The organism is Desulfatibacillum aliphaticivorans DSM 15576 (genome assembly GCF_000429905.1).
GTDB classification, from domain to species: Bacteria; Desulfobacterota; Desulfobacteria; order Desulfobacterales; family Desulfatibacillaceae; genus Desulfatibacillum; species Desulfatibacillum aliphaticivorans.
In genome coordinates, this window is record NZ_AUCT01000024.1 from 35682 (window position 1) to 59698 (window position 24017).

16 protein-coding genes are annotated in these 24017 nt (G+C 56.0%); 11 read left to right on the forward strand and 5 right to left on the reverse strand.

Annotated features, from left to right (window positions below; translation table 11 throughout):
- Window positions 1-31 precede the first annotated feature (31 nt).
- The 11 genes from G491_RS0119680 to G491_RS0119735 all read left to right on the forward strand — a co-directional run bounded on the left by G491_RS0119680 (window position 32) and on the right by G491_RS0119735 (window position 17616).
- Entirely contained in the window at window positions 32-430 is a 399-nt protein-coding gene (locus G491_RS0119680) for a hypothetical protein (protein WP_028315791.1), read from the forward strand.
- A 91-nt stretch (window positions 431-521) separates the two neighbouring features.
- A complete protein-coding gene (locus G491_RS0119685; RefSeq protein ID WP_157468408.1) occupies window positions 522-2159 on the forward strand; it encodes a hypothetical protein in 1638 nt (545 codons plus the stop codon).
- Between the two features lie 59 nt (window positions 2160-2218).
- The gene (locus G491_RS34265; protein WP_169829480.1) at window positions 2219-6886 is read left to right on the forward strand and encodes a beta strand repeat-containing protein; all 4668 of its coding nucleotides are present in this window, start codon (window positions 2219-2221) and stop codon (window positions 6884-6886) included.
- Window positions 6887-7920: 1034 nt separating this feature from the next.
- Window positions 7921-8613, forward strand: coding sequence for a TetR/AcrR family transcriptional regulator (locus G491_RS0119700; protein WP_015948029.1), 693 nt, complete (start codon window positions 7921-7923; stop codon window positions 8611-8613).
- A gap of 266 nt (window positions 8614-8879) precedes the next feature.
- A complete protein-coding gene (locus tag G491_RS0119705; protein WP_028315795.1) occupies window positions 8880-10514 on the forward strand; it encodes a fatty acid--CoA ligase in 1635 nt (544 codons plus the stop codon).
- A 105-nt stretch (window positions 10515-10619) separates the two neighbouring features.
- Window positions 10620-11876, forward strand: coding sequence for a branched-chain amino acid ABC transporter substrate-binding protein (locus G491_RS0119710; protein WP_028315796.1), 1257 nt, complete (start codon window positions 10620-10622; stop codon window positions 11874-11876).
- Between the two features lie 93 nt (window positions 11877-11969).
- A complete protein-coding gene (locus G491_RS0119715; RefSeq protein WP_015948026.1) occupies window positions 11970-12920 on the forward strand; it encodes a branched-chain amino acid ABC transporter permease in 951 nt (316 codons plus the stop codon).
- Entirely contained in the window at window positions 12917-14239 is a 1323-nt protein-coding gene (locus G491_RS0119720; protein ID WP_028315797.1) for a branched-chain amino acid ABC transporter permease, read from the forward strand. Before G491_RS0119715 ends, G491_RS0119720 begins: the two co-directional genes overlap by 4 nt.
- Window positions 14239-15003 carry an ABC transporter ATP-binding protein gene (locus tag G491_RS0119725; protein ID WP_015948024.1) on the forward strand — a complete coding sequence of 255 codons (765 nt, stop codon included), beginning with the start codon at window positions 14239-14241 and terminating at the stop codon, window positions 15001-15003. Before G491_RS0119720 ends, G491_RS0119725 begins: the two co-directional genes overlap by 1 nt.
- Window positions 14991-15686, forward strand: coding sequence for an ABC transporter ATP-binding protein (locus tag G491_RS0119730; RefSeq protein WP_028315798.1), 696 nt, complete (start codon window positions 14991-14993; stop codon window positions 15684-15686). Before G491_RS0119725 ends, G491_RS0119730 begins: the two co-directional genes overlap by 13 nt.
- A 121-nt stretch (window positions 15687-15807) precedes the next feature.
- The gene (locus G491_RS0119735) at window positions 15808-17616 is read left to right on the forward strand and encodes an acyl-CoA dehydrogenase family protein (protein WP_028315799.1); all 1809 of its coding nucleotides are present in this window, start codon (window positions 15808-15810) and stop codon (window positions 17614-17616) included.
- Here G491_RS0119735 and G491_RS0119740 read toward each other — a convergent pair.
- The 5 genes from G491_RS0119740 to G491_RS0119760 form a co-directional block, all read right to left on the reverse strand.
- Window positions 17606-17797: a hypothetical protein gene (locus G491_RS0119740; protein WP_028315800.1), complete on the reverse strand. Its 192-nt coding sequence runs from the start codon at window positions 17795-17797 to the stop codon at window positions 17606-17608. The genes G491_RS0119735 and G491_RS0119740 overlap by 11 nt on opposite strands.
- Window positions 17798-17911: 114 nt before the next feature.
- Window positions 17912-19558, reverse strand: coding sequence for an AMP-binding protein (locus tag G491_RS0119745; protein ID WP_028315801.1), 1647 nt, complete (start codon window positions 19556-19558; stop codon window positions 17912-17914).
- Between the two features lie 47 nt (window positions 19559-19605).
- Window positions 19606-20172 carry a cupin domain-containing protein gene (locus tag G491_RS0119750; protein ID WP_028315802.1) on the reverse strand — a complete coding sequence of 189 codons (567 nt, stop codon included), beginning with the start codon at window positions 20170-20172 and terminating at the stop codon, window positions 19606-19608.
- A 222-nt stretch (window positions 20173-20394) separates the two neighbouring features.
- On the reverse strand, window positions 20395-22515 hold the full coding sequence (locus tag G491_RS31645) for a hybrid sensor histidine kinase/response regulator (protein ID WP_169829481.1): 2121 nt from the start codon (window positions 22513-22515) through the stop codon (window positions 20395-20397).
- 246 nt (window positions 22516-22761) lie between these two features.
- Window positions 22762-24012, reverse strand: a complete 1251-nt coding sequence (locus G491_RS0119760) for a phosphoribosylaminoimidazolecarboxamide formyltransferase (protein ID WP_015948018.1) — start codon at window positions 24010-24012, stop codon at window positions 22762-22764.
- Window positions 24013-24017 lie beyond the last annotated feature (5 nt).

Sequence of the window (24017 nt, forward strand, 5' to 3'; positions counted from 1 at the left end):
TCCGTCTTTGCATGAGCGTGCTTAAGGTTTTATGTTGCGCAATATTCTTAGCATAGTGCTTTCCTTCGTCATTCTGGCGGCGGCGTGCCCGTCCCTTTATAAGGACGGGTTTGTGCACGATTCCCGGACCGACCTCATGGAGTCCATCCGGGCCGTGGCCAGCCTTTCCCGCTCCGCCGAGGCCTCCACCAATTTTAAAAGCGACCTGAACCAGGCCCTGACAGCCCTGTCCAAGGCGGCGGGCCTGACCCACGAGCTCGGCAGGCAGGGCCGGGAAGTTTCCCACGGCGTCCAGAACGCCGATGCGCTCTATTTGCCCGGCCCGGACGTTCAGCCGGGCGTGGACGGCGGCGCCGCCGTTTTTTCCGAAAAGCCCGTCATTTTTTCCAATCGGACCGTCGCCCCTCCGTTCCGGCCGCCCAAGGCCTGATTCCGTTCAAAAAACGCATACAACAATTCTAATATTATTCTGCAGTTCCCGGCCGGCCCCCGCCGGCCCACAGTAATTTTGGGGAGGAAACATGAAACCAGTCAAGATTATAGCCCTCGCACTGGCAGTGTGCATGGCCCTGGGCCTCGGCTCCGCCATGGCTGCTTACAGCCTGGACCTTGCCGTCACCTCGGACGGCGTCACGCCGAAATCGGCCTTTTTGCCCGGCGAAACCGTGTACATGACCATCTCGGCTTCCAACGACGCAGGCGCTGAGGAAATCGCAGGCGCCGCTTTCAGCCTGCAATATCCCGCCGACGTCCTCACGGGCCCGGCGGTGGATGCGGACGGTGTGGCCGTTGACAGTTCCATTGTCACGTCTTTCAGCTTCAGCATCACCAAGGACAGCGTAACCACGGACACCCACCGCCAGAACACGGTGGTTTCCGGCACCGTGGGCACGGTGTACTTCGCGGGCGCCGGCATCAGCAGCACAGGGACCTATCCGGCCCAGGGCGCGGACCCGGAGCTTTTCACCGCCAAGTTCACTGTACGCAACGATGCGGTTTTGGGCCCCTTTCAGGTCACCCTGAAGCCCACCGAACTCTACAACCCGGACGCGGGCTACGGCGACGCTTCCGATGCATCCCAGACTCCCGAAGCCGTAACCGTCCTGGTTGGCGCCAACACGCCGGGCAGCCCGGAAGAATTCCCCGTCCTCCTGAACACCTTCGCGGCTCAGGACTACGACGGCCTGTGGGCCACGGACGGCGACTCCATTGACGATCAATGGGAAATGGACAATTTCGGCGATCTGGACACTGCTACAGATGCAACAGACTACGACAACGACGGATACCTGGACAGGTACGAACAGACTTCCGAAAACAATACCAATCCCAAGGTGCAGGACCAAGCCTGGACCCTGGACAACTACGATCCGGCAACGGATAACCGCGGACCCTATCAGGTGGTCACCGGCGATCCTTCCGAGCCTCGCGCTCCGGCCGGAGAATCCTTTGCCGTCAACCTGGAATACTACACCACGGACAGCGCAGTTAATCTGGACGGCCTGGAACTGGTGATCAACTACGACTCCACCGAACTGACCATAGACAGCATCGACAGCCTCATCGCCGCTTCCGGTTCGGTTGTCACCGCCACGGACGTCACCACGCCCGCTTCCGCCACCTACACCATCACATGGACCGGCGCAGGCGACTGGACCGGCGGCGCCCTGCCGGCGACTCTGGCCGTTGTGAACTTCACCTCCGCCGGAACGCTGAACGAAGGCGACACCAGCGTGGTCACCCTGACCGCTACGCCCAACGCAGGCTACACGTTCCATACCGCGCCCATCACCTACACCGTCGGCCCGGCCTTTACGCTGGATGTGGATGGTAACGGCATTTATGACGGCGGCACCGACGGCATCCTCTTAATCAGATATACTTTCGGGTATTCAGGAACAGCTTTGGTTAACTCGGCGGTTGCTGGGGACTGTACCCTTTGCACGGGCACTGAAATCAAAGAGTATCTTGACGCATCGACAGATTACCTGGATGTGGATGGAAATGGTGTAGTTGACGGTGGAACCGACGGCATTATTCTGATTAGACATGCCTTTGGTTTTTCCGGCGCCACACTTATCAATTCAGCGGTTGCTGGCGACTGCACTAGATGCACCGCAGCTGAAATTGAAGAGCACCTTGATAACTTGAAGCCATAATCCAAATATTGAACTGGTAACTTAAAACCGAAAGAATTGCCATTACAAGGAGGTAGTTAATGAACTGGAAGACCTCAAAACGGCCGCTAAGGCTGATAACCACGTTATTCATGATCTGCGCTTTCGCCATGCTGGCCACTGGCGCTGCTTTGGGCGCATCACAAAGCGGCACAGTTTTACCCGCAACAGCCGTAGCAGCGCAAGGAGCCCCTATCACTTTCACAGTTCAATATGATGTTAGTGACAGTGACAACACTCTGAACGCGTTTGCTGCGACTGTCCATTTCAATGCAAATTTGCTTGACTATAATGGATATGACAATTTTTATGAAACAGGCAAATTGGGCTTTCCTGAGTTGGAAGACGACTCTGCTAATGCAGATGGCGACGCCACCACGACCAAACTCATACGGCTGGCTTGGTCTGATCCGTTTGGCGGTTCCTGGCCAAACCAAGCCCTTCCCTTCGACTTGGTGGATCTTGGTTTTCAACCTAAGGGAGATGCTGCCGCAGGTGATACGCCAATAAACATTGTTGTGTACACCGGACACGCAGGTTACGACAAAGTGGGAACTGGAGCTACTCTTACTGTCGTCGAGGCCCCTAAGGTAGTCGACGTCGACTCCAGCGTTGCGGACGGGTCTTACAAGGCTGGCGACTTGATTCCGATTCAGGTAACCTTTGATCAAGCGGTTGACGTAACCGGCACGCCTCAACTCACACTGGATACAGGCGTGGTCAATTACACCAGCGGAACCGGCACAACCACCCTTACCTTTAATTACACGGTGGCAGCGGGCGACGCCACTTCCGACCTGGCTTATACAGGCACGGACGCTTTGGCTCTGAACGGCGGAACCATCGTCGGCGCAAACGCCGCCGCTATTGATGCGGCTCTCACCCTGCCCACCGTCGGCGGCGCGGGCTCTTTGAGCGGCAACAAGGATATTGTGATTGACACTGCAGCGCCTTCCGTAGCCATCACGGCTCCGGCGGCCGATGTGTATCAGAACACCAACACCTACCAGTTTAAGGGTACGGCGGATTCGGGCAACGGCTCGGCCATTGAGTACGTCAAGGTCAGCCTGAACGGCGGCGCCTATGTAGACGCCACAGTGCCCGCCCGCAAGGCTTCGGTGAACTGGACCTACGACGCCACGTTCATCCAGGAAGGCGCCTACACCATAGATGTGTACGCTCTTGACGAAGCAGGCAACCAGTCCGACACGGAGAGCAGCCAGTACACCGTGTATTACGACATCACGCCTCCCACGGCGTCCTTCGCGTTGAGCCCGGTCAATGACGTGGATGGAACCCTGTGGGCCAAGGCCGGCCCCATCACGGCCACCATCACTTTTGCGGACAATTACGGAGTGGACCTGAGCTCCCCCTTGAACGTGGGCCTGGAAACGACGCCCCCCGGCGGGCTCTGTGACACCTCGTTCACAGGCGGCTGGCTGCCTGCGAGCACGGTCTGGCAGGGAACCGCCACATTGGGCGCTGGCTGCACGGACGATTACAATGCATTCGTCACGGCCCTTGGCGACTTGGCAGGCAACATCATTACAGCCACCCAGGCTTTCAGCGTGGACGCGGTTGATCCTTTGCTGACTATCGCAACCACGGTCACCAACTGCGTGGGAACCGCTTTCACCTTGCAGGGCTACACGGACGATGCTGATTCCGGCGTCGCCAGCGTGGAAGTGAGCCTGGACGGCGGATCCACCTGGAACGCCGCCACGGTGCAGAGCACTTCCAAAATTCCCAGCTATTCCTGGAGCTACGCAGCCACCCTGGCCGCCGGCGCCAACACTCTGGACGTGCGTGCGACCGACAACGCCGGCAACATCACGACCGACTCTCACGACGTATTCTCCGCTGACCAGTTGGCCCTGTCCGTGAACGGCCAGGACGTAACCGGCGGAACCATTTACGTGCCGAACGTCGACGGCAGCAATAACGTGGACGTCACCGTAACCGGCGGAACCGAAGCCTGGGGAACCTACACCTGGAACCTGGATCCCGCAGGTCCCACGGTGGTTTCTCAAACCATCGGCGCTGTTACGACCCTTTCCGCCACGGTGGGCCTCACCGGCACCCAGACCCTGCTGGTGCAGGATCCGGTTGACGGCGGCATGGTCTTCTCGGCCACGGTCACCGTGCAGACCGTGGAATTCACCGTCGGCGGGCCTTTAGACGCCGTAGTCGGCGACAGCCTGACTTACGCAGCTTTGGGCGCCACCGGCGCGGTCACCTGGAACGTAACCCAAGGCGCTGACCTGGTTTCCGCTTCCACCGGAACCGGCGACACCTTCACCGTGACCGCCCTGGCTAAGGGAACCGTCAAGGTGACCGGTACGGACGGCGCAACCTCCGTCACCAGCCAGCCTGTTACGACGGAAATTTACGATCCTGTTTCCGTAACCAACAAACCCGCCGAAACGCCCACCGTGGAAGCCGGAACATCCACCGGGCTTTACACTGTGACGGGCGGCGACGGAACCACCTACACCTGGACGGTCACCTATCCTGACGGGATTACTACCTTCGTCAGAACCGGAACGTCCTTCTCCTTCACTCCGCCGAAAACCGGCGCCTTTGCGGGAACCTATACCATCGTTGTGATGGACGGCTCCGGCTACACCGACACATTCACCATCTTCGTGCCCATCAAGCTGGTCATGGCCGAAGTCAATACCCTTAAAGTCGGCATCACCACGGATAATCTGGAAGCCGTGCCGGCAGTCGCTTACGAAGGAGATTCGCCGTATCTGTGGGCTCAGGGCCTGGCGGACGACGAAGATCTGAGCGTTTCCTACATCCAGAACCCTGTAACCGCAAACGACCTGGTCCTTGAGGAAGTGGTTACCGCCACCCAGAGCTTCTTCCAGGTGGATGCGCTGAACGAAGGCGTCTGCCTTGTGGCCGTAAGCGCTCAGGACGGAGCCTTTACCGACAGCCTGCGGGTTGACGTGATCGGCTTTGGAAGCCTTTCCGGCGCCATCACCAACAATCAGCCCCTGGTCGACCTGGCTGACGTGGAAGTGGACCTGTTCGACTACGCCACCGGCCAGTGGATTGACGACGACAATAATGTAATCACCGGAACCTACCAGATCGATAATGTGCCTAACGGCGTGTACATCGTATCCCTGGAAGGCGACGGCGCCAACTACGTGCCTTTTGACGTGAGACAGCGGGTGCAGATTGACGGCGACACGGTCCTGAACCTGGTGATCCCCGAAGTCACCCCGATCACCGGCACTTACAGCCTGGACGTGACCTTCAACGGCGATTACGCAGGCAACGGCATTGATTACACCCTGACCAATGCGGACACCGGCGCCGTGGTTCGTGAAGGTACACATCCCGGGCCCTCTAAAGGTTCGATCGACGACGACCTGCTCCTGACCGGACTGACCGCCGGCCTGTACACCTTCGGCGTTTCCGGCGGCGGGTACGTGCCTCAGGTCTGGACGGACCTGTCCGGCAGCGACGTGATTTCCCTCACGGCTGACGCCGCCATCACCATGACCCTGGTAAATGACGTTCCCAAGGTGGAAGTCTACCATCAGGTCACCCAGGGCGGCGTGAAGGTCTTTGTGATTCCCGCAGGCGGCGGCTGGACGGCTTTCTACGCTGAACTGGACGGGACGGACATTACAGCCCTCATGGGCGGAACCGGCTCGGTTTTCAATCCCTTCACCTACGAATGGACTCCGAGCGATCCCAACGTGACCGTCTCCCCGGTCATGCAAGCTAACGGCGACGCCGTGTACACGCTCGACTTCTACTTTGAAGACGACACGTCCAAAGCCGAAGTCGTGCCTTACACCTACACGGTCACCTACACGGTGTACGCAAACGACGACAACAGGGAAGACGACCTGGACGAAGATCAGGCGGAACTGGAAACCTTGAACAACGGCAAGGCTCTGTACGTGACGGAAGGCACGGCGGACTTCCTGCCGGGCGTGGGCGCCACCTTCCTGGTGAACCTGCCGGACGCCGACGGGGTCCTGCACGAGGTTCCCATAACCATTCCGGCCCTTCCGCTGAACTTGCTGTACGTGGATGACTTCGACGTCGTGGGCGCCGGCAACGACAACCTGCTGTACGGCGACACCAAGGCCAACGCAGGAAGCGACTACTACGAAGAAGACAAAGCGAACGCAGCCGTCTTGACGCCCAACACCATGTTGCGCGCCGTGGCCAAGTTCTACACCTTTGGCGGCGACGCTTACGGTGCAGGCGCAAGCATCAAGCTGGTGCTGGCTTCCGACGGAACCACGCCTGTCAGGTACAACCCGATCCTGCTTAACGGAACCAAACGGGAAAGGGTTGAAGGCGCTCCGGATATCATCCTGCCGGTGCTTCTGAACAAGGACTCCAAGGTATACGCCTCGCTGAAGAAAATGTCCGACGCTGAAAAGAAACTGGGCATCAAGGTCAGCGAACGCGGCGACGGAACCGCCGGCTTCCATTACGAAAGCCTGGACTTCTCCGTCTCCGATAAGGGCGTCCTGTACCTGGAACTGCCCCACCTGACGGTTATCGCTCCCGCGGCCGCACAAGCCGGCGGAGATGATAAACCCGTGGCCGATGACGACGAAAGCGACTGCTTTGTGGACACCGTTTCCACCAGCAACGGCTTTGCCGGACTGATGCTTGCCATGGCCGCCCTTCTGGCCGCCCTGGCCGTCAGGACGCGTAAAAACGCCGCATAAACGCTTTTAACCATTAAACCCTACAAGGGGGAAGCCTTCACGGCTTCCCCCTTTTTTTTTCGTTCTCCTTCCGGAAAGCGATTCCGGACCTAATATCTTTATGTTGTTGGGTTTCGCGAGGCTCTACCCAACCTGTCATTTTATTAAGGCGATCATAGGCCGGGTTAAGAAGTCCGGCTTTGCGCTTCGCATGGGTAAATTCGCCGGTGGACTTCGAACCCGGCAAAATCTTTTTTACAGAAGGCGCCTTAATCGATAACCCTATTTATCGGGCGGCGCTGCTTCAGCAATTGGACGAATTTTTCCCTTCAAAACCCTCACCGGCCTTCTTGAAAACGCATAGTCCATGGATGCCTTCAAAACACAAAATCGGCCTTAATAGCTCCAATTCGGGGCGGACCGGCCATTTTAGGGCTTGAAGCATAGGCAGCCATTGCCCCGTCGGACAGGTATTTTTAACTGACTAACCGTTTGAAAAGATATTGTATTTTAGGTTGAGGGGCGTTTTCTGCCAAGAGCCGCCCCATTTTGCCGCATATTTCAAAAGACTCAATTCAATTATGGGTCTGTTTTTTTAAGCGTAGTGCAATTTTCCCCTTGACACGAAGCGGGGCAATCGTCTAACGATGATCAACACTGAATGACTTCATTTTTGGAGACGAAAATGAAGCGTCACAGCATTTCGACCGTGGGTCCGCCGTCCGGGGCCCGATATCATTAGCTTTTTACGATTGGTTTACTGTGAAGTCTTGTAACAATAGCCCGCGCCCTAACCAGGCCGCATGCTTGGATGCATTGCCCGAAAGCCAGACCGCCAAGGTTTTCGGAGATGCGCCCTCGTTCCCCCCAGGAACCCCCCCCAGGCGGGTTTGCCGCAACCGGCGGACCTCTATAAAGACATGCTCACCCAGTTACGGCGTTGGGCTTTTGGCCCGCGTCCGGAATAACGCAAAGACGTTCCGGGCGCGGGTTAGCTCCCCTCCCGCCTCGGACCCTCGCTTCAATCCTATTCCCACGGGAGAAAGGACTACACCATGAGCGGCCCCACCAAGGCAGAACTTCGCAAAGAAAGAATAATAGACACGGCTCGGCGGATTTTCGCCGAAAAGGGAGTGCATGCAGCCACCGTGTCTGAAATAGCTCAGGAAGCCAAAGTTTCGGAAGGCACCATATACGAGCATTTTTCCAATAAAGAAAATCTTCTGTTTCATATACCCGAGCATTTCACCCAGCGGCGCCAGAGAATCGGCGTATACCATCTTAAGTTGATCCAAGGCGCGGCCAACAAATTGAGAGCCTACGCTTATATATACACGGAATTGTTTCACGAGAACCCCGACTACGCCACCATTGTGCTTTTATATTTGAAGGGCAACGCCAATTTCAGGCAGACCCCCGGATACCAGGCGATTCGGAATTGGTTTAGGTTTTTGACGGAAATAATAAACGAAGGAATAGAAAGCGGTGAATTTCGTCCTAACGTTGACGCATATATTGTCCGGGCGTTGATCATGGGGGCGATCGACCAGGTGACGGTGAACTGGCTCATGTCGGGCAAGAGCACCAACCTGATGGAAACCGTGGATCCCATAGTGGACGCGGTCATGGAGGGCATCCTGAATCCGGAGGTTGATGAGGACGCCCACTGGAGCAATTGGCGCCGGACCAAGGCGCGGTTGCGCAATAAAAAAATTCCGGCGGGGGAAAAGAAGGAACAAGCCGGATAGCATTCCGGGGGATTGAAGAGCCTTGCAACCCGGGGGGGTTACGGGGGAAGCGCCGCATCTAACCGTTCAGTGCAGACTTTGGGGGCGCTGAACGGCCTACAGGCGGCGGAGCCATCAATTAACAGGCAGCCAGTGGGGTGCAGACCGCGAAGAAATCCGTTTAGGAGGATTCCGCCGCGGCCGCATGGTCTGCCGGGTTTCAACCAACATTATTTTTTACTGCCCGTATTAGATGCGGGGGGAATCCAAGGGAAGGATTATATTTTATGTCAGTCAGAATGATTCAAAAAAGCCCTTCGGCCTACGGTTATCCTCTTTTAATCAAACAGCTTCTTGCCACGATTTATGAGCCGGATCAGGAAATCGTTTATCGCGACAAGATGACCTACACTTACAAAGACATGGAGAAAAGGACCAGGAAACTGGCCAACGCCCTGGAAGGATTGGGGATCACCCAGGGCAGCACCGTCGCGGTCATGGACTGGGACAGCCACCGTTACCTGGAATGCTTTTTCGCCGTGCCCATGATGGGCGCCGTGCTTCACACCATCAACATCCGCCTGTCTCCCGAGCAGTTGGTTTACACGGTCAACCATGCAGAAGACGATATCATCCTGGTTCACAAGGACTTCGCGCCCTTGCTGGAAGCCGTCAAGGATCAGCTTACCACGGTGAAAAAGTTTGTGCTCATCGCCGATTATGAAGACGCCCCGGCCACCAGCCTGGAATTCGCAGGAGAGTACGAAGATCTGGTGGAAGCGGCCGGCGAGGAATACGAATGGCCGGATTTTGACGAAAACGCCATGGCTACCATGTTCTACACCACGGGAACCACGGGCCTGCCCAAGGGAGTGTATTTCAGCCACCGCCAGTTGGTGCTGCACACCTTCGGCCTTATGAGCGCGGCCAACTCGTTCCGGGCTCAGTTGAAGATCGACGCCGGGGACGTGTACATGCCCCTGACGCCCATGTTCCACGTTCATGCCTGGGGCATGCCCTACTCCATGACCGTAATGGGCGCCAAGCAGATTTATCCCGGAAGGTACGAACCCGAGCTGATCCTCAAGCTGTACCGGGATTACAAGGTTTCCTTCTCCCATTGCGTGCCCACCATCCTGCACATGCTGCTCAACTCCCCCTCCGCCAAGGACACGGACTTCAGCGGCTGGAAAATGATCATCGGCGGCGCCGCACTGCCCAAGGGCATGTGCATCGAAGGCCTGAAGCTGGGCATCAATATTTATTCGGCCTACGGCATGTCCGAAACCTGCCCGCTTCTGACCCAGGCGCTGCTCAAGCCCAACATGCTGGATCTGCCCCTGGAAGAACAGGTGGTGTACCGGACCAAGACCGGTCTGCCCTGCCCGGGAGTGCAGCTTCGCGTTGTGGACCCGGCCGGCAATCCTCTGCCCCACGACGGCAAAACCGCCGGCGAGGTGGTCGTGAGAGCCCCCTGGCTGACCCAGGGCTACCTGAATAATCCGGAAAAAAGCGAAGAACTTTGGGAAAAAGGTTGGCTTCACACAGGTGATGTTGGTATTATCGATGAACTCGGTTACTTACAAATTACCGACCGTATAAAAGACGTGATCAAAACCGGCGGCGAATGGCTCTCCTCCCTGGAGTTGGAAAGCATCATCAGCCAGCACAAGGGCGTCAGCGAAGTTGCGGTTGTAGGCGTGAAAGACGACAAATGGGGCGAGCGCCCCATGGCCCTTATCGTTCCCAAGGAAGGCCAGGAGCTTAGCAAAGAAGAAGTGCAGACTTTCATGGGCGCCTGGGTGGAAAACGGCGCAATACCCAAATACGGCATCCCTGAAAGCATTCTGTTTGTAGACGAAATCCCCAAAACCAGCGTGGGAAAAATTGACAAGAAAGAAATTCGGGCTCAGCAGGGGTAATCGTGTAAATTCCTATTACACCCCCCTGCTCCGGGAGAATAAAGCCGTCCGCCGGGCGTTCCGGCGGACGGTGTCCAACCTACATATCTTCACAGAGGAGGCACCATGAAAACCAGGACCATGATGAAAACCATCGCTTTGATTCTCGCCGTTTTATTTTTGTCCGCTCCGGCCATGGCCGCGGACACCATCAAGATCGCCTTTATCGATCCCCTGACAGGCCCCTTCGCCAACGTGGGCGACATGGGTCTCAAGCACTTCATCTTTGCTGCTGACAGAATCAACGCCAATGGCGGCGTTCTGGGCGGCAAACAACTCGAAATGGTCCCGTTTGACAGCAAGGTGAGCCCCAAGGAAAGCCTCATTCAGCTTCAGCGCGCCATTGACCAGGGCATCCAGTACGTGATCCAGGGCAACGGCTCCGCAGTCACGGGCGCTCTCATGGAAGCCATTGCAAAACACAACAAGCGCTATCCCGACCAGCAGGTGCTTCTGATCAACCACGCCGCCGTCACCCCGGCCTTCACCGAAGAAAAATGCGACTTCTGGCATTTCCGTACTGACGCGCATGTGACCATGAAAATCAAGGTCATCGCCGACTACCTGACCTCCAGGCCTGACATCAAGAAAATTTACCTGATCAACCAGGACTACGTGTTCGGTCACTCCGTCAGCGCCGCCGCCAAGGAATACCTGGCCAAAATGCGCCCGGACATTGAAATCGTGGGCGACGACTTCCATCCCATCGGAAAAATCAAGGATTTCTCCCCTTACATCACCAAAATCCGGTCCTCGGGCGCCCAGGGCCTCATCACCGGCAACTGGGGCAATGACATGACCCTGCTCATCAAGGCCGGCACCAGCGCAGGCCTGGACCTGGAATACTACACCTTTTATGCAGGCGGCCTTGGCGGCCCCACGGCCATCGGCGAAGCCGGCATCGGCAAGGTTTACCAGGTTACGGAATTCAACAACGCCCTGTGCATCCAGTACAAGAACAAGGAAGACGAAGATCGCATCCTCGCTTTCAAGGAAAAATACGGCGAAGACATCTTCTACCTGAAGAGCAAAGTCACCATGGACATGCTTGCCATGGCCATGGATAAAGCCGGAAACGCCAAGCCCAAAGACGTAGCCTACGCTTTGGAAGGCATGGAAATCGACGGCTACTACGGCAAGACCATCATGCGCGCCCAGGATCATCAGCTCCTGCAGCCCATGTTCATGTCCAGGCTGGTTAAGCAGGGCGACGGCTTTGCCAAGTATGACATGGAAAACACCGGCATGGGTTGGGAAACCGTGTACAAGGTGGACGCCGTGGATACCGCCATCGACTCTCCTTGCGACATGAAACGGCCCTAATCATAGAGCCAAGAATTAGATAGAGCCCTATCCCGCCCGGCCTCCATCAAGGGGCCGGGCGGGAAACGATTTCTTTATTCCCGGGGGAGCACCATGTCCGAATTTATAATTTTTTCACTCCTAAACACGCTCATATACGGCTTGTTGCTGTTTATGCTTTCCAGCGGCCTCACCCTCATTTTTGGTTTAATGAATGTTCTTAACTTTGCTCACGCCAGCTTTTACATGATAGGGGCTTACTTCGCCTATCAGGTCAGCTTATATATTGGGTTTATTCCCGCCTTGTTCCTGGCTCCGTTGGGGGTAGGAATTCTGGGCATGATTGTGGAGCGTTACGGCTTGCGCAAAGTGCACGCCCACGGTCATGTGGCGGAGCTTTTGTTCACATTTGGGCTTTTCTTCCTGTTCAACGAGGTGGTCATCCTCATCTGGGGCCGCAACCCAGTGGATTACCAGATTCCAGGCTTTCTGGACTTTCCGTTATTCACCCTGTTCGGCGCGGATTTCTCGGCGTACAAAGGTTTTATGCTGTTGATTTCCATCGCCATGTTTATAGGCATGTATCTTGTTATAAATCGCACCAGAATAGGTCTTGTCATTCAAGCATCCCTGACGCATCCCGAAATGGTCAGCGTATTGGGCCATAACGTTCCGGCGGTTTTCATGTACGTATTTGGCGCAGGCGCCGCCTTGGCCGGGCTTGCCGGAGTCATCGGCGGCAACTTCCTGGTCACTGAGCCGGGCATGGCCATGGCGCTGGGCCCCATTGTCTTTGTGGTGATTGTGGTGGGCGGCATGGGCAGCCTGACGGGAGCTTTCATTTCGTCTCTGCTTTTGGCCGGACTCCAGACCTTTGCCGTAGGCATGAACTACTCGTTGGCCGACTTCCTGGGCCATTTTGGGATCCAGGCAGCCAGCGAAGGCTTCTGGGGAGATATTGTGCGCATTGAAATCGCAAACACCCGGGCCATGATCCCCTTCCTGTTCATGATTTTTATGCTGATATTCAGGCCCAAAGGTCTTATGGGGGTGCGTGAAGAATGATTGAGAATACCACTATGGACAGCGCTGAAATTAAGGGCGGCCAGGCGGTTCAATCCGGTTTTTCCGGGGCTGTGATCGCCAAATGGGCCGGAATCTGGCTTGGCTTCATCCTGATCTCGTTGGCTCTTCCTAAAATTTTTGATTCACGGTTCGCCATGTCCATGTTCAACCAAATGGGCATAGCAATAGTTTTTGCATTATCCTTTAATATGCTCCTCGGACAAGGCGGCCTGCTGTCCTTCGGCCACGCCGTGTTTTACGGCATGGGGGGCTTTGGCGCCATCCACGTCCTGTGCATGGTCAATGACGGAGAGCTTAGGATATACACCGAACTGCTGCCTCTGGCGGGCGGAATATTCTCGGCGATTCTGGGCTTTATACTGGGCTTTATTTCCACCCGCAGAGCGGCCATTCCCTTCGCCCTCATCACCATGGGCATCGGGGAACTGCTTTTGGCAAGCTCCTTGCTGCTGCCCAGCTTTTTCGGCGGCGAGGAAGGCATCGCCGGCGACAGGTGGACGGAAATCACGATGCTGCCTTTTAAGTACGGCCAAGCCATTGAGGTGTACTACCTGATCCTCATCTGGATGTTTTTGAGCGTGGCGGCCATGTATCTGCTGACCAAAACTCCCCTGGGGCAAATGGCCAACGCGGTGCGCGACAATCACCAACGCGCCCAGTTCATCGGATACGATCCTCATAAGGTCAGGACCTTTCAGTTCACCCTGGCGGCCTTTTTCGCAGGAATCGCCGGCGGCCTGTTCGCCATTAACTATGAAATGGTCACTGCGGAGAATCTGGGCATGCTGCCTTCCACCGACATCCTCATGATGACGGTTATCGGCGGCATCACCTACTTTTTCGGTCCCATCCTCGGCGCCATATTCATCACCTTCCTGCAGTTGGTGGTTTCCAATATCACCCACGCCTGGATGCTGTACTTCGGGCTTATGTTTATTCTAATGGTCATGTGGGCGCCTGACGGACTGGCCGGTCTGATCATGAGGCACCAGCCCATCTGGCGGGCCAAACGCATGACGAAAATCCTTCCCTCCTATCTGGTCGCCCTCATCCCCGGCCTGGTTATGTTCGCCGGAGTGATCGTCCTGGTGGAAATCATGTTCCACATCTCCCTCAGCATTGATCCCGAGTCGCCGCTGAGCATCATGGGCGTCAGCTTCAAGGCCCAGGCTTTCATGCCCTGGGCGTTGGGAATTCTGCTTTTGGGCGTAGGAGGCTACCTCTTCAAACTGGCAGCCAGAAGAGTGAACCAAGCCTGGAAAACCGTCTTGGCAGAGATCAAACAGGAGGGAGTGTGATGGCTACAGCCGCCCTTAAATTGGATAACGTTAAGAAAAATTTTGGAGACTCGCAAATCATCACCGGGCTGGACCTGGAGGTTTTGCAGGGGGAACGTCACGCGATCATCGGCCCGAACGGCGCCGGCAAATCCACCATGTTCCACCTCATTAGCGGGCTTTACGAAGTCAGTTCCGGCAAGATTGCTTTGAAAGGGCGCAACATAACCAACATGGCGCCCCACAAAATCAATCGCCTGGGTTTGGCCCGGAGTTTCCAGATTACCAATATTTTTCCCAATATGACCGTATTCCAGAACGTCCGTTGCGCTTTGCTCTGGACCAAGGGATACAAATACTCCATCTGGCACCTGTGCGACCGGCTGAAAAAAGTCAATGGCCAGGCCCACGAAATTCTGGAGAGAATCAAACTATCCTCCATGGCCAATGAAAAGGCTGCAGTGTTGTCGTACGCCGACCAGCGGGCCTTGGAAATCGGAATCACCATTGCCTGCGGCGCGGACATCATCATGCTCGACGAGCCCACGGCCGGCATGAGCAATCAGGAAACCACCCAGGCGGTCGCTCTCATCAAGTCCGTCACGGAAGGCAAGACCCTGTTGATCGTGGAGCACGACATGGGCGTGGTTTTCGACCTTGCAGACAGGATTTCCGTACTGGTTTACGGAAAAATTATCGCCACGGGAACTCCCGACGAAGTGCGGTGCGACCCCAAGGTTCAGGAAGCCTATCTGGGAAAGGAGGCCGTGGAATGTTCAGCGTAAGTAACCTTCATGCCTATTACGGGCAAAGCCATATTTTGCGCGGAGTGGAATTTACCGTAGGGGAGGGCGAGATCGTCAGCCTTCTCGGCCGCAACGGGGTGGGCAGATCCACCACATGCAAGGCCATCATGGGCCTGGTCAAGCACAGGGGCTCCATTCTCTTTAAAGGAGAGGAAGTCGGCAAGGAAAAGCCCCATATTGTCGCCAGAAAAGGCATTGGCTACGTCCCGGAAGACCGCTCCATCTTCCCCACCCTGACCGTGCAGCAAAACCTGGAGCTTGGTCAAAAAAACATGAAAAAGCCGGGCCGCTGGACTCTGGACGACGTGTACAAAAACTTCCCCAGGCTTCAGGAACGATGCAACGTGTTAGGCGTACACCTTTCGGGCGGAGAGCAGCAGATGCTCACCATCTGCCGGTCCCTCATGGGCGATCCCGACTTCATCATGATCGACGAGCCCACGGAAGGCCTGGCGCCTCAAATGGTGGCGCTCATGGGCGAACTCATCGCCAACATCGCCAAGTCCGGCATCTCCGTGCTGCTGGTGGAGCAAAAGCTGACCATCGCCCTGGCCATCTCGCACAGGATGTATGTCATGGGTCACGGAAAGGTCGTGTTTGAAGGAACCCCGGACAGTTTTGAAAAAGACGACTCCATCCGGAAGGAATGGCTGGAGGTTTGATTTTTTCGATTTTTTGAAACCAACTTGCTGAATCGGCCAGTCAGTTTCTTGATGACGATGACGTCCGTCCCCCCCCCATGTGGCCGGTTTCATGCAAGATTTAACATAGGAGGCAGTAAGAATGGCCGCAAAATTCGCCAGCGAGAAAAACGTAAAGTTCATGCTGTATGAAGTGCATGATCTTATGTCCCTCACAAAACTGGAGTACTACTCCATGCACAACAAAAAGGCCTTTGACATGATCCTGGATGCAGGCATGCAAATGGCCAAAGATATGTACTACCCCATTTTCAAGGAAATGGATGAAGTGCACCCTGAACTGGCCGACGGAACCGTCAAGGTTCACGCGGACGTGAAAAAAATCATGAAGGAAGCCGGCGAAGGCGGCTGGATTTCCGCGACCTTCCCCATCGAATTCGACGGCGGCCAGCTTCCCACCATGTTGAACTGCGCCACGCATCATATGTTCGGCGCCGCCAACTACTCCGGTTCGGTCTACCCCGGACTGACCTCCGGCGCGGCCAAGCTCATCACGTCCTTCGGCGACAAGGAGCTCATAGACACTTACGTGCCCAACATGCTGGACGGCAAATGGCAGGGCACCATGGCCCTGACCGAGCCCCAGGCCGGAAGCTCCCTGGCGGACATCACCACCACGGCCTATCCGCAAGAAGACGGATCATACAAAATCAAGGGCCAGAAGGTGTTTATCTCCGCGGGCGATCACGACGGCGTGGAGAATATCGTGCATCTCATGCTGGCCAAAATTGAAGGAGCCCCTCCAGGAGTCAAGGGCATCTCCCTGTTCGTGGCGCCCAAATACAGGCCCACAGCGGACGGCAAGCTGGAATACAACGACATCGCAGTCAGCCAGGTCTTCCATAAAATGGGCTATCGCGGCGCTCCCATCACCGAACTGGCCATCGGCGACAAGGGCGAGTGCGTGGGCTGGCTGGTGGGCAAGCCCCATCACGGCCTTAAGTACATGTTCCAGATGATGAACGGCGCCCGCCTGGACGTGGGCAACGCGGCAACCAGCATCGCCTGCGCCGCCTACTACGCTTCTCTTGATTACGCCAAGCAGCGCCCCCAGGGCCGCAGGCTGGGCCAGAAAGACCTGAGCAAGCCCCAGGTTTCCATCATCGAGCACGCGGACGTAAAGCGCATGCTGTTGCAGCAAAAAGCCATCGTGGAAGGCTCCCTCTCCCTGATCCTCCAGTGCCACAAATACGAGGACCTGGAAACCGCAGCCGCCGATCCCGAAGAAGCGGAAAAATACAACCTGCTTTGCGAAATCCTGACCCCCATCGCTAAGACCTACCCGTCCGAGATGGGCATCATATCCACCAGTAACGCCATCCAGTGCCTGGGCGGCTACGGATATTGCCAGGATTTCCCCGTGGAGCAGTACTACCGGGACATCCGCATCCATCCCATCCACGAAGGCACCACCGGCATCCAGGGCATGGACCTGTTGGGCCGCAAGGTGGTTATGCTGGAAGGCAAGGCCTTCAAGCTCTTCAAGGAAGAAATGGAAAAGACTTTGGTCATGGCCGAAGAAAGCGACGTGTACAAGGAATACGCCGGTCTGTTGCGGGACGCCCTGGCGGATATCGAAGAAGTGACCGCCCACAAGATGAAGGTCGCCGCAACCAAGGGCGCCGAGGCCTTCCTGGCCGACGCCTGCCTGTACCTGGAAATGTTCGGCTATATGACCATCGGCTGGCAGTGGCTGTTGCAGGCCCTCATGGCCCAAAAGGGCCTGGACGGCGGCAAAGCCAAGAAAATGAAGGACCTCTACGAAGGCAAGATCATAACCTGCAAGTACTTCTTCAAGTACGAGCTGATCAAGGCCAAGGCCTTGAAAATCCGCCTGATGGAAGACGATTACCTGACGGCCGAAGCTCCGGCTTCCTGCTTTAACGATTAAAAAAATCATGGAAGGCGCCTTTGCCGCCAACCATAATCGCATGAAACAAATCGGGCGGCTCCCCCAAAGGAGCCGCCCAAAATTTTTTTAATGCAGATGATACAAGTTGCAGGCAAATGGCGGCAACGATAAATGGCTGAACAAGGACGAAGTTTGTTGGGTTCGAAGTCCAATGCCCCATCGCCGGATTGTTTCCTAATAGCCGGACTTCTTAACCCAACCTACGGCTCGACATGGGGCGACGTAGGTTGGGTTGAGCTTGCGAAACCCAACAATATGTTGGGAATAGTATGCGTTAGGCATCCGGAAAAAGCGCGGCGGCTTTTTCCACGAGCTTGTATTTCTGGATTTTACCGCTGGCGGTCATGGGAAAAGAATCCGTAAAGACTACGTATTTGGGAATCTTGTACCGGCTGATCTGCCCCCGGCAAAAATCCGTAATATCGCTCTCCTCCAGCTTGGCGCCGTCCTTCAGGATGACGAAGGCGCCCACCTGCTCCCCGTATTTCTTGCTGGGAACGCCCACCACCTGCACGTCCATGACGCCTTCCAGCTTGAACAGGAACTCTTCGATCTCCCGGGGGTAGATGTTTTCTCCGCCGCGGATGATCATGTCCTTGTACCGGCCGGTGATGGACAAATAGCCGTCCTCGTCCATGACGCCCATGTCGCCGGAGTGGAGCCAGCCCTGGTCGTCGATGGCGCCGGCGGTCTGTTCGGGCATGTTGTAATAGCCCTTCATGACATTGTAGCCTCGGCAGCATACTTCGCCGGGAACGCCGGGGGGCGTGTCCTCGCCGGTTTCCGGGTCCACCAGCTTGAGTTCGATTTCAGGCATGACCCGGCCCACGGTTTCGGTTCTGCGCTGGATGTTGTCGCCGATCCGGGTTTGGGTGATGACCGGGGACGCCTCGGTAAGTCCGTAGCAGATGGTGACCTCGGACATGTTCATGAGGTCGATCACCTGTTTCATGACGGAAACCGGGCAGGGAGATCCGGCCATGATGCCCGTGCGCAGGGAGGAATAGTCGAACTTGGAAAAGAGCTTGTGCTCCAGGACGGCGATGAACATGGTCGGCACGCCGTACAGGGCCGTGCATTTTTCCTCTTCCACCGAGGCCATAACCTGCACCGGATCGAACTGCTCCAGGATGACCATGGCGCTGCCGTGGGTGACGGCGGCCAGCACGCCCAGCACGCAGCCGAAGCAATGGAACAGGGGCACGGGGATGCACACCCTGTCCTTTTCGGAGAAATTCTGGTTTTCGCCGATCCAAAACCCGTTGTTGCCGATGTTGAAATGGGTGAGCATAACCCCCTTGGGGAACCCGGTGGTGCCCGAGGTGTATTGCATGTTCACCACGTCGTGGGGGTCCAGGGCGTCCTGGCGCTCCTTGTATTGCTCGTCGGTGGTCATGACGGCCAGGGACATAATCTCTGGAATGGAGTACATGCCCCGGTGTTTTTCCTGGCCAAGAAAGCCCACCCTTTTAAGATGGGGAAAGCGGGGGGCGTTCAGCATGCCGCGTTCCTGGGTTTTCAGTTCGGGAATCAACTCGTAAACAGTCCCGACATAGTCCGTATCCTGGTATCCTTCGATGAGAAACAGGTTTTCCGTTTCAGACTGCTCCAGAAGATAGGCCAGCTCGGCGGTTTTATAATTGGTGTTGACGGTCAAGAGGATTGCGCCGATTTTCGCCGTGGCGAACTGAAAGGCAACCCAGTAGGGAATATTGGTGGCCCAGATAGCGACCTTTTCCCCCTTTTCCACGCCCAGGGCCATGAGGCCTTTGGCCAGCGCGTCCACGGTCTCGCCGAACTCTTTGTAGGTGAGGCGGTAATTCCGGTCCACGTAGATCACGGCGTCGTTGTCGGGAAATTGGGAAATGGTCTGGTCCAGAATCCGGCCCAGGGTTTGATGCTTTAAATGGTCGTTGGTCATGAGTTCTCCTGTGTATAAAAAAGGCTCACAGGCCTTCATGGTTCATTTTAGGGAATGTACAGGACCGCATAAATGGAGGCAGCCTCTTCTCCTTCGCAGCTGACATAGTGCGGAATAATGGAGTTGTAATAGATGCTGTCGCCTGCGCCTAAAATATGGGTTTCCTGGCCGTAAACCACTTTGATCCGGCCGGAGTTGACCACGATGAACTCTTCGCCTTCATGGGAGGAGAGTTTGGCGTCCTTGGCGGACTCGGGCAGAATTTCCACATAAAAAGGCTCCATGTGGCGGTCGGTCTTGCCCATGCCCAGGGAATAAAACTTCAATTCCTCCGGCTTGTCCGCGCCGCGAAGCATGCTGATGCTTTTCTGGGCCGCGTCTTTTCTCACAATCAGAGGGTCCTGGCTGACCTGGTCGTCTATGAGGGTGCCCAGGCGGACGCCCAAAGCGCGGGCGATTTTCAGAAGGGGCCCCAGGGAGGGATACAGGTCCTCTTTGGTGATGGTTTCCAGGAAGTCCTGGTCCAGGCCGGTGCGCTGGCTCATGTCCTGGACGGTGATTTCACGGTCCGCCATAATTTTCGTAATACGTTGACTGACTTTGGAAATTTTCATAAACATTCCCCTTTTTCTAATATTAAAGGCAAGTTGTATTGTGAGCTTTTAAGCGTACAAGGCCTGGGCGCTGCAGGGACAAAAAAAGGACCGGCGATTTACCGGCCCCCTCCGTGCACCGCAACGGCTTTCGTTGACCAAGCCTTGGAAGTTGAGGTCTATACCCTTTTTTTTCTGAATTTGCAATCCTGAATTTTTGTGAAAAACCGAAGATAAACCCAATTATTTCGGATTTGTAAGTCTGTACGCAATTAAAGCCAGTTGACGCAGGTTCACCGGCTTGGACAGCATGGCGGATATACCCATTTTTGCAGCGTTTTCCCTGGAAACTTTGTCCGAGTACCCCGTGCATAGAACCACGGGCAGCCCCGGAAATTTTTCCTGAACGTATAAGGCCAGCTGGTCGCCTGTAAAGCCGGGCATGGAATAGTCTGTAACAAGCAAGTCAAAGCGCTTTTCCGCGGACTCCAAGGCCTTAATGGCTTCCTTTCCATCAAAAGCGGTGACCGTTTCATAGCCTAGCCGATTCAGCATTTGCTTGGTCATCTGCACAAGAGAGGGCTCGTCGTCCACAAGCAGGATGCGCCCGGAGCCATTGGGCAAAGGCGTCTGGGCCGATTTGTTCTGCGCTTCCGGGACGCCTTTGGCCAAGGGCAAAAGGATGCAGAAGCATGTCCACTCGCCCAATTTACTGCTGACCTGAATGGTTCCTCCCAGTTTGGAGACAATGGAATGGGCCACGGCCAGGCCGATGCCGGCGCCTTCGCCCACGCCTTTGGTGGTAAAGTAGGGTTCGAAAATCTTATCCAGGTTTTCCGGCGCAATGCCGTGTCCGCTATCCTTGATGGTCAACCGGGCATAGGGGCCGGGCTCCAAATTCTTGTCGGCCGAATCTTTGCCCGGAGAAATATAATCCTGCTCCAGCAAGATTTCCAGGAGCCCTTCCCGGCTTCCCATAGCGTGGGAGGCGTTGGCGCACATGTTCATCAGCACCCTTTGTATCTGCGTGGGGTCGGCGTTGACCACAAAGTGCAAGGGGGCGAGTTTGCTCACCACGGCGATGTTGGGTGGCAGCGAGGCCTTGACCAGCCGAAGTGCGTCGCTAACCTGGACGCCCAGATCCAGGGGGCGCGGGTGATCTTCGGCCTTACTGCCGAAAATAAGGATTTGGCGCACCAGGTCTTTAGCCCGGTTCGCCGCAGCCACAATTTCAGAAAGATTCTCCCTGGCTTGCGGATCATGGGCGAAGTCCTCGGAGAGCATTTCGGCGTAGCCCAAAACCGGAGAAAGCATGTTGTTGAAGTCATGGGCTATGCCCCCTGCCAGGCGGCCGATGGCCTCCATTTTTTGCGCCTGGGCAAGCCGACTTTCCAGCAGCTCCCTTTCCTTTCTGTCTTTTTTATGCTGCGTAATGTCCATTAAAAGCCCAAAAATCTTCAAATAATCCTGGTCGCCGGCCGAGGGCGCCAAGGCTGCTGAAATCCAGCGTTCCTCCTGATCTTTTGTCCAGGTTTGAAAGACCAAGGAGCTTTTCCGGCCGGACCGGGCTTTACTAAGCCAGTCCGGAATGGACGTCCGCTGATCCTTGTCCATCAACTCAAAGAAGGATTTGTCCAGCAGATCTTCAGGCGCCCATCCCAGCATTTCACGGACCCTGGGGCTGATGTAGGTGAAGCGTCCCTCGGCGTTTACGGAAAAAACCACTTCGGTGATATTTTCCACAAGCTGGCGATGCTTGCTTTCGCTTTGCCTCAGAGCCTGCACCGCCGCTTCCTTTTCCCTGGTTTCCAGGCGCAATTCGGCGGCGGCCGCCCTTTCGCCGTCCAGGGCTTCCTGGAATTCGCGGTTTCGGCTGACGATGACTATGGAGGCGGCAACGGTTAAAAACAGAAAATTCGTGCTGATGGAAATCCATAGAAACAGGCGTTTTTCCGGCGCAACATCCCAGGTCAAATATCCCTGGCCGGCCGCTATACCCACAGCAGCCAATAGGATGAAGTTAAGGGCTACGGAGGCTTTCGCCGCCCGCGCTCCGAAAAAGCCCGCCGTCATAATCTGAAAGGTGAATAAATATAATATGCCCGCACGCAAAGGCCCTGCAAAAAACAGCACGGCGCCGCCCACAAGATAGGTAAGCACCATAAAGTGCAGGATGACCATCTCGCGGGAAACGCTCTTCCGCCTGAGGTACACAAGGGAGAGCCACAGGAAAAACAGGACGTCCATCACGACCAGGCCCCACTTGTTTTCCTGCATCATAAAAATGTTGCTGATAATGAGGGATACGCCGCCAAGTGCAATGACCCCGAAGAACAGCGCCTGAAGGACTCTGTCCTTCTCCATGGTCCATCCGTCGGGAGCCTCTCTTAACCTATCCAGAAATGAGTCCATGGCGCTTTTATCGGGGGGAGATGGAAATTTATTCTGGTCCGGCATCACGCCTCCTCCGGGGGGGGCTGCATTGGTTGGGCCTTCTGCATTGATGGTGGAGTTGTTGGTGGAGCGGCGTCACTGCATTTGGGCCAATGTCCGCCCGGCGCTGCAAAGGCGGCCGCCGGGCGGTCGTTCATGCTTTGTTGGGAATTGGCGTTAATGCTTGAAACTTCTTTGACCCGTAAACACCATGGTTACGTCAGACTCATTGCAGGCGCTGATGACTTCATGGTCGTTCATGGCGCCGCCGGGCTGAACCACGGAGGTCACGCCTTCCTGAATGCCCACGTCCACGCCGTCGCGGAAGGGGAAGAAGGCGTCGGAAACCATGGCTGAGCCGATGAGTCCGCCCTTTTCCAAGGCCACACGGGCGTCGATCTCGCCTTTTTTCTCTTTATCCTGCAATTCGTTATAAGGAATGCCGTGCATGTTGAAGCAATAGCGGTCCGCCAGTTTACGATACGCTTTATCCCTGGCGATCTGGGCCACGCCCACTCTGTCCTGTTCTCCGGTTCCGATTCCCACGGTCACGCAGTCCTTGACGTAGATTACGGAGTTGGACGTAATGCCCGATTCCACCAGCCAGCCGAACAAAAGGTCTTCCAGTTCAGCTTCGGTGGGCTTGCGGTTGATGCTGTATTTTTGGCCCTTGTATTCGGTCTCGGCCAGTTTCAGATCTTCCTTTTTCAGGGTTTCGGGCACGAAAGACCATTGGACGATGACGCCGCCGTCGATCAGACTTTTGAAGTCCACCACGCGCTGACCGACAAAGGAGGAAAGGCGTTCGATGTTATTGATTGCGATGACCCGGAGGTTTTTCCGTTTAGCCAGGATATCCAGGGCGCCTTCTTCGTACCCGGGCGCAACCACCACTTCGGCGTACTGGGCTGCAATGGCTTCGGCCGTGGCCTTGTCCACGGGACGGTTCAGGGCGATGCAGCCGCCGAAAGCAGCCACCCGGTCCGCCATGTAGGCGTTCAGATAGGCGGTTTCCAGGCTGATGCCCAAAGCCACGCCGCAGGGGTTGTTGTGCTTGACGATGACCGCAGCGGGTCTGTCCGTAAAATAACGGAGGATGTTAAGGGAGTTGTCAGCGTCGGTCAGGTTGGTTTTTCCCGGGTGCTTTCCGGATTGCAGCAGTTCAATGTCCGAAGCCAGGTATTGGCCGGGGGCGATGGTCTTGGCGTCGCCCAAAGCCAGATTGCCGTTCGCCAATTTATAAAGGGCCGCTTCCTGGCCGGGGTTTTCTCCGTAGCGAAGGCCTTTGGCTTCGCCGGCGATTTCCCAGGACACCTTTTCATAAAAAAGGGTCTGCCTTTGCTCTTCATCCACGAAGCTGATTTCCATCTGCGGAGGAAAGTGGTCGCCCACAACGGTTTTATACATTTTTTTCAGGTCTTTTGACATAGGGC